The organism is Streptomyces sp. NPDC025618, assembly GCF_055558795.1.
This window is the reverse complement of the sequence record NZ_JBVHLW010000041.1, coordinates 43,006-50,495: the sequence shown is the minus strand read 5'-3', so window position 1 is coordinate 50,495 and position 7,490 is coordinate 43,006. Positions and strand designations below refer to the sequence as shown.

Annotated in this window: 7 protein-coding genes and 1 pseudogene; 3 read left to right on the top strand and 5 right to left on the bottom strand. The window is 72.4% G+C overall.

What is annotated here, in order from left to right; translation table 11 throughout:
* Nucleotides 1-88: 88 nt before the first annotated feature.
* Nucleotides 89-442: pseudogene (locus tag ACZ4A5_RS26425) on the top strand (ROK family protein); the annotation flags it as partial.
* Between the two features lie 204 nt (nt 443-646).
* Entirely contained in the window at nt 647-937 is a 291-nt protein-coding gene (locus tag ACZ4A5_RS26420) for an SHOCT domain-containing protein (protein ID WP_467589230.1), read from the top strand.
* Nucleotides 938-1,125: 188 nt separating this feature from the next.
* On the opposite strand, the gene ACZ4A5_RS26415 is transcribed toward ACZ4A5_RS26420, so the two are convergent.
* The gene (locus ACZ4A5_RS26415) at nt 1,126-1,686 is read right to left on the bottom strand and encodes an ATP-binding protein (protein ID WP_467589228.1); all 561 of its coding nucleotides are present in this window, start codon (nt 1,684-1,686) and stop codon (nt 1,126-1,128) included.
* Nucleotides 1,687-1,881: 195 nt separating this feature from the next.
* On the bottom strand, nt 1,882-2,211 hold the full coding sequence (locus ACZ4A5_RS26410) for a hypothetical protein (RefSeq protein ID WP_467589224.1): 330 nt from the start codon (nt 2,209-2,211) through the stop codon (nt 1,882-1,884).
* 135 nt (nt 2,212-2,346) lie between these two features.
* Between ACZ4A5_RS26410 and cds1 the strand changes: the two genes are divergently transcribed.
* Complete coding sequence (gene cds1, locus ACZ4A5_RS26405; protein ID WP_467589221.1) at nt 2,347-3,495, top strand: L-cysteine desulfhydrase Cds1; 1,149 nt, start codon at nt 2,347-2,349, stop codon at nt 3,493-3,495.
* A gap of 14 nt (nt 3,496-3,509) precedes the next feature.
* On the opposite strand, the gene ACZ4A5_RS26400 is transcribed toward cds1, so the two are convergent.
* The 3 genes from ACZ4A5_RS26400 to ACZ4A5_RS26390 all read right to left on the bottom strand — a co-directional run bounded on the left by ACZ4A5_RS26400 (nt 3,510) and on the right by ACZ4A5_RS26390 (nt 7,459).
* Complete coding sequence (locus tag ACZ4A5_RS26400) at nt 3,510-4,004, bottom strand: SRPBCC family protein (RefSeq protein ID WP_467589218.1); 495 nt, start codon at nt 4,002-4,004, stop codon at nt 3,510-3,512.
* A 75-nt stretch (nt 4,005-4,079) separates the two neighbouring features.
* Nucleotides 4,080-4,925: a DeoR/GlpR family DNA-binding transcription regulator gene (locus tag ACZ4A5_RS26395; protein WP_467589215.1), complete on the bottom strand. Its 846-nt coding sequence runs from the start codon at nt 4,923-4,925 to the stop codon at nt 4,080-4,082.
* Nucleotides 4,926-5,029: 104 nt separating this feature from the next.
* Nucleotides 5,030-7,459: a right-handed parallel beta-helix repeat-containing protein gene (locus ACZ4A5_RS26390; RefSeq protein ID WP_467589212.1), complete on the bottom strand. Its 2,430-nt coding sequence runs from the start codon at nt 7,457-7,459 to the stop codon at nt 5,030-5,032.
* Between the last annotated feature and the right edge of the window lie 31 nt (nt 7,460-7,490).

Sequence of the window (7,490 nt, the reverse complement as noted above, 5' to 3'; positions counted from 1 at the left end):
CCCCCCCCCCCCCCCCCCCCCCCCCCCCCCCCCCCCCCCCCCCCCCCCCCCCCCCCCCCCCCCCCCCCCCCCCCCCCCCCCCCCCCCCGCGCCCGGCCCCGAGGTCTCGCAGCTCCAGCAGTCCCGCGACCTGCTCCGCACGGAGTACGCCGACCCGTCCGTGCGGGCCGCCGCCGAACTCATCATCGACCGGCTCGGACTCGGGCTCGCCGGGCTGGTCAACATCCTCAACCCCGACCGCGTCATCCTCGGCGGACTCCACCGCGACCTGCTCGAGGCCGACCCGGACCGGCTCCGCGCCGTCGTCGCCGACCGCAGTCTGTGGGGCCGCAGCGGCAGCGTGCCCATCCTGCCCTGCACCCTCGACCACAACAGCCTCATCGGCGCGGCGGAGGCGGCCTGGCAGCCCGTACTGGACGACCCCTTGGCCGCCCTCGGCTGACGGCGCGCACGCGCGGTCGGCCGCCCCCGCCGCCTGCGCGCACGCGCGTAGAGAGCCGAAAACACCCGTGGGGAGTACGCCGCACGCTCCTCGTACTCCCCACGAGGCAGGTGTGCGGCCGTCGGCCGTACGACGACGTGGGCACCCGCGGCGACCAGGCTCGGAGATGACGAGAAACCGTCACTACCGAGGAGCTGGAACCCCATGAACACTCTCGCGCAACCCTGGGCCCACGGCGGGCCCGGCCCCTGGATCCTCTTCTTGCCGCTGATCTGGGCCGCCGTCGTAGTCGGCGTCGTCACCCTGCTGCGCCGCACCGTATGGCGCGGCCGTCGCGGCCCCTGGCACGTCCGGCCGGCAGCGGCCGAGAACTCGCCGACGGCCGTTCTGGGCCGCCGGTTCGCCGCCGGTGACATCGACGAGGACGAATACTGGCGCCGGATGTCCGTCCTGGAGGAGCACTTCGGCACCGGAGGGAAACGCGGCACGCCGTGATCTTCCCGAGAACGCCCCCTGCCGCACGGGTTCGTCGGCGCCGTCGAGGCGCGGGCACCTGTGCGCTGAGGCGTCCGGTATGGCCGTTGAGTACGGGCTCGGCCCGCCCGGCGGGCGGCGCGCTCACAGGTGCCGCGCGCCGCTCCCGCTGGAATGGCTGCCCCTGCCGAGCAGCCGGGAACGCTGGATCAGACAGGGGAACGGTCGCGCAGCGGCGCCGTCCGGACCGTCACCAGGGATTCGTCGAAGACGGGTTCCTGGAGCACCGGCGGCTGGAGCGCGGGCAGTTCGAGAGCGGGCTGTTCGAAGGCGATCGTCGTCCGGTCCGACTGCACCGGCCGGGCCTTGGGGGCGCCGGGTACGGAGAGCGTGAACCACACGACCTTGCCGCCGTCATGACGTTCCTGCACCCCCCAGCTGGCGCTGACCGCGGCGATCAGGGCGAGGCCCCGGCCGTGGGTGCTGGCGGGGTCGGCGCTGCCGAGGCGCGGCAGGCGGGGGTCGTGGTCGCGTACGGAGACGGTCAGTTGGTCCAGCACGAGGTCGATCTCGACCGTGCAGCGCTTGTCCGGTTCCGCGTGCTGGTGCACATTGGTGAGCAGTTCGGTGACGCCGAGGGCGGCCGGGTCGATGAGCGGATCGAGATGCCAGTAGCGCAATTGCGCAGATACGATTCTGCGGACCTGGCCGATCCGCGGCGGGAGAGCCTGTAGCTCTACGGTGCAGTGCTTGTTCGGTCGGCTGATCACGGCTGCGACTCCCTGAAGAAGTAGGGCTAGCCTGATGCAGATAGGCGTTCTTGCACGCGCTGGGTCCGGGTCGGCGGAGGCGGCTGCCGACCCGGTCGACGTCGCGGATCCACAGCGTAGCGGGCCATGAACCCTCGGTGATGCCGGTACGGTCCAGGGTCGGCCCTGATGGTCGCTCGCGCAACTTCTGGGCCGTCAGTCCCCCGCGTCACTGCCCCGGGCGGAGCGGACCGCCTCCAGGAAGCGCCGGACGGCGGACGGGCCCGACTCCTCGGCGGACGGGTCCTCGCCGCCCAGCGTCAGGACGTAGCGGGTCCCGTTCACCCGCGCCCGGGCCCGGTCCCGGGCGGCGAACCACGGGCGGCCCGCCTGGACGGAGTCCACGGGCGCGCTGTCGATCTCCCTGCCGTAGCTCGTCAGCAACTCGAGCCTGCCGTCCTTGATCTTCACCTGGCCGGCCCGGGTGAGAGAGCGCAACGAACGCTCGATTCGCACCCCGGTCGCGTTGAACTCCGGCTCCGCCACGGCAACCGCCTCCCCGGCTGAATCGTGTGCCCAGTGCGCAGTCTGCCTGTGAGGCGGCTCACGCACCAGTGCCCATTTATGATCGAAACGTCCGAGTGCTCCGCATGGGCCCGGATGAACTGCGTGAGGAGCGCCGTGAACAGCACCGTGCAACCCGGGGCGGCGGGCGCGGATCCCGGTGCCGCCGTCCCCACCCTCGACGTGGACCGCAGCGATCCCGCTCACCGCGCCTGGCTCAACGAGGCCGTCCGCAAGGTCCAGGCCGACGCGAACCGCTCCGCCGACACCCACCTCCTGCGCTTCCCGCTGCCGCCCGAATGGGGGATCGACCTCTATCTGAAGGATGAATCCACCCACCCCACCGGCAGCCTCAAACACCGCCTCGCCCGCTCCCTCTTCCTCTACGGGCTGTGCAACGGCTGGATCCGCCCGGAAGCCCCCGTCATCGAGGCGTCCAGCGGCTCCACCGCCGTGTCCGAGGCGTACTTCGCCGGGCTCATCGGCGTCCCCTTCATCGCCGTCATGCCCCGCACCACCAGCCGCGAGAAGTGCCGGCTGATCGAATTCCACGGCGCGCGGTGCCACTTCGTCGACGACCCGCGCAGGATGTACGAGGAAGCGGCCGCCCTCGCCGCGCGGACCGGCGGCCACTACATGGACCAGTTCACCTACGCCGAACGGGCCACCGACTGGCGCGGGAACAACAACATCGCCGAGTCCGTCTACAGCCAGCTCCGCCTCGAACGCCACCCCGTGCCCACCTGGATCGTCGCCACCGCGGGCACCGGCGGCACCTCCGCGACCATCGCCCGCTATGTGCGCTACATGCAGCACGACACCCGCGTATGCGTCGCCGACCCCGAGAACTCCTGCTTCTTCGACGGCTGGCGGAACCACGACCCCCACGCCACCAGCGACTGCGGCTCCCGCATCGAGGGAATCGGCCGGCCGCGCATGGAACCGAGCTTCGTGACCGGAGCCATCGACCGGATGATGAAGGTCCCCGACGCCGCCAGCGTCGCCGCCGTACGCGCCCTCGACCGGACCGTCGGCCGCAAGGCGGGAGGCTCCACCGGCACCGGGCTGTGGAGCGCGCTCAAGATCGTCGCCGAGATGACGGACCAGGGGCGCCAGGGCAGCGTCGTCACCCTCATCTGCGACCCCGGCGAGCGCTACCTCGACAAGTACTACTCCGACAGCTGGCTCGCAGAACAGGGCCTGGACATCGCCCCGTACGCGCGGGCCATCGACACCTTCCTGAGCTCCGGCCACTGGCCCGGCTGAAGGCCCGCAGCCGTTCAGGAAGGACGGCCGTGCATCGCCATGAGACGCCGGTCGAGGCAGTGCACCGCGTCACGGAACGCGTGCCCGAGGCCGGGCCTCGCCAGCGCGGCCGCCAGACGCACCGGCGCGGAGCCGTCGACCGCCACCGTCCACCGGACGACCGTGCCCGTGCCGACGGCGAGCAACTGCCAGTCCTCGGCCATGGCCCGCACACCCGGCGCGTTCGTCACGTCGACACGGTACGTGTAGCGCCGGGGCGGCTCCTCGGCGAGGACCGTCTCCAGGAAGCGCGCGCCACCCAGCAGCCGGATCTCCCGGCCCTTGCCGGCGGCCCGCTCCACGGGACAGGCCGCCGTCACCGCACGGAACCACCGCGCCCAGCCCGGCACATCCTCCGCCAGCGCGGCATAGACCCGCCGGGGCGCCGCCGCCATGTGCGCGACGAACACCAGCCGCAGCGGTGCCGCCTCCACGAAGTCCAGCCCCACAGGGCGGAGTCTGCGCGCCATCGTGCACCCTCTCCGATCGGACGGCCAACGGCGCCGCACACCCTAACCCCTGAGGCCCCGGATGTCTGCGCCGCCTCAGCCCTCGGCGCTGCCCCGCGAACTCTCCGCCACCACCAGCTCCGGCAGCCGCTCCGCGATGTCCAGGCGCGCCCCCGCCGACAGCCCCGCGTCCGTGACCAGCGCGTCCACTTCGTCCAGGGCGGCGAAGGAACTCAGGCCCACCGTCCCCCACTTGGTGTGGTCCGCCACCACCACGACCCGCCGGGCGGACCGCACGAAGTGCCGGTTCGTCTCCGCCTCCGCGAGATTGGGCGTCGACAGCCCCGCCTCCACGGAGATGCCGTGCACCCCGATGAACAGCACATCGAAGTGCAGCGAGCGGATCGCCGCGTCCGCCACCGGCCCCACCAGCGTGTCCGACGGCGTACGCACCCCGCCCGTCAGCACCACCATCGCCGCACCCGGACGTGGCGAGGGCCCCGCGGCCGTCATCGTGCGCTGAGCGCTGTGGAACACATCGGCCGCGCGCACCGAATTCGTCACCACCGTCAGATCCGGGACATCCACCAGCTGCTGGGCCAGGGCGAACACCGTCGTCCCGCCGGCCAGGGCTATCGCACTGCCGTGCGCGGCCATCTTCGCCGCGGCCCGCGCGATGTCCTCCTTGGCGATGAGCTCCAGCGCCGACTTGGCCTCGAAGCCGGGCTCGTGCGCCGTCGCCTCGGCGACCGGCACCGCGCCCCCGTGCACCTTCTCCACGGCACCCTGCCGGGCCAGCGCGTCCAGATCGCGGCGGACCGTCATGTCCGAGACATTGAGCTTGCGCGTCAGCTCGTTGACCCGCACACCACCACGCCGCCGCACCTCGTCGAGGATCAGGGCGCGCCGTTGTTCCGCCAGGAGATTCTGGTTGTCGCTCACCGGCCGGTCCCTCCGCTCAGCACTGCCGAATCCGCGTGTTCATCCTCCCACGCACCTGTGACAACGCCCGTGCCTCACTCCGGCCATCGGATATCCGTAATGCCTCACGGCAGCGCCGGCAGATCCTGCGGATACAGCAGCGTCAGGTCGTCGGTGCTCGGATCGACGAGCTGCGCCACCCGGCCCGCGTGCCGCTCGACCATCGCCTCGAACGTCTGCCGCGCCGTGCGGCCGTTACCGAACGCGGGTCCCTTCGGGATCGCCGTGAAATACGCCAACAGGGCCTCCGTGGCCCCTTCCCCGATCCGGTACTCGTGCTCCTCCGCCTGCTGCTCCACGATGCGCAGCAGCTCGTCCGGGGCGTAGTCCCCGAAGGGGATCGTGCGGGAGAACCGCGACGCCACCCCGGGGTTGATCGTCAGGAAGCGCCGCATCTCCTCGGTGTACCCCGCGACGATCACCACCACCTCGTCACGGTGGTCCTCCATCAGCTTCACCAGGGTGTCGATCGCCTCGCGGCCGAAGTCCCGCCCCGAGTCCTCCGGGCACAGCGCGTACGCCTCGTCGATGAACAGCACCCCGCCACGCGCCCGGTCGAACGCCTCCTGCGTCCGGATCGCCGTGGAGCCGATGTGCTCGCCCACCAGGTCCACGCGCGACACCTCCACCAGATGACCGCGCTCCAGCACCCCCAGCGACGCGAGGATCTCGCCGTAGAGCCGGGCCACCGTGGTCTTGCCCGTACCCGGCGAACCGGTGAACACCAGATGCCGGCGGACGGATGCGGCCTTCAGTCCCGCCTCCTGGCGGCGCCGCCCCACCTCGATCATGTCGGTGAGCGCCCGCACCTCCCGCTTGACGCTCTCCAGGCCCACCAGCGCGTCCAGTTCGCCCAGCACCGTCGCCGCCGGACGGCCGTCCGCCACCGGGGAGGGCACCGCGCCCTCGGGCACCCGCTGGGTGGGCACCGCGACCGGCGGCACCGACAGCAGCGGCACGGTCCGCTCCACGACCGGGACACCGGCCGTCCGCAACGACCCCGCCGAGGACGCCCCCAGCGTGAACGCCGCGCTCTCGTCGCTCGTGCAGCCCTCGCTGACCGTGCCTTCCTCGGCGAATTCGTAACCACCGCGCGCGCACCGCTCCGTACGGCAGCGCGTCAGCGTCGTGCGGCAGCCGTCGATGACGTGGAAGCCGTATCCGCTGCTCCCCGTCACCCGGCAGTCGTGGAAGGAGCCCCGGCCGCCCGCCGACACATAGAAGCCCGCCTCCACCGGCGAACTCACCGTGCACCGCTCGATGACCGGATCCGCGCCCTTGGTGACGATGACCCCCGTGGCCGTCGCGTCGATGGTGCACCCGGCCAGCGAACCCCCGCTCCCGTGGTCCCGGAACCAGGCACCCGTCGCCGCCGCCCGGATCCGGCAGTCGTCCAGCCGCGCGGTCGCGCCGTCGCTCACCGACACCGCGGTGTTACGGACCTGCGCGAGATCGCTGTCGACCACGTCCACCCGCGACCCGCGGTCCAGCACGAACAGCGCGTCCGGCACATCGCGCACCCGGCAGGAGCCGAGCGCGGCGCTCGCCCCGTCACTGACCCACACCGCCGGATAGTCACCCGTGCTGTCGTGGATGTCGCACCGGTCCGCGTCCACCCGCGTCCCCGGATCCCACACGGACAGACCGTTGCGCCCGAACTTGCGCACCGCTGTGCGCGTCATCGACAGCACCGAACGGGACCGCAGGTCCACACCGTTCTCCGGCACGTCGTGGATGTCGCAGTCCACCAGCGTCAGCACGGCATCGGTGTCCAGGGTCACGCCGTCACCGGACGTCCGGTGCACCTGGCAGTCGGACAGATATCCGGCCGCCCGCGACGCCACCTGCACGCCCGCGCCACGGATCTCGTACACCTCGCAGCCGACCGCTTCCAGCGCGCTGCCCTCGCCCGACAGCGACAGCCCCGCGCCCGAGGCATGATGCACCCGGCAGCGCTCCAGGCGCGGATGCGCGCCTCCGTTCACCGTCACGCCCGACCGGCCCGCCGCCACGACCTCGCACTCCTCGAAGACACCGGTCGCGCCGTCCAGCACACTGATGCCGACCCCGCCCGGATTCTCCACCGTGCACCGGCGCACCGTCGGACGCGAGCCGCCGCGCACCTCGATCCCGGCCGCCGAACGCGTCACGATCCGCAGGTCCGCGAGCTCCGGCGCGCCGTCCTCGACCAGCAGGGCGGGCGCCGCCGCGTCCTGACCCTCGATGTGCAGATCCAGCAGCGCCGCGGAGGACCGCACGGTCAGCGCCACCCCCTCGGCCGGCGCGATCCGCACCGCCCCCGGCGAACCCTCGCTGCCGCGCAGCGTGATCGAACGGGTCACGACCAGGTTCTCCCGGTACGTGCCCGGCGCGACGGACAGCACGTCCCCGTCCGCCGCCGCCTCCAGAGCCGATGCGAGGGAGTCGTATTCGCCGGTGCGCCGCCGCCATCGCGCCGTACCGGTGTGCGTCACCTGGACCGAGCCCTGTGCCATCGTGCTGCTGCGCCCCCACCTCGTGCTCTGT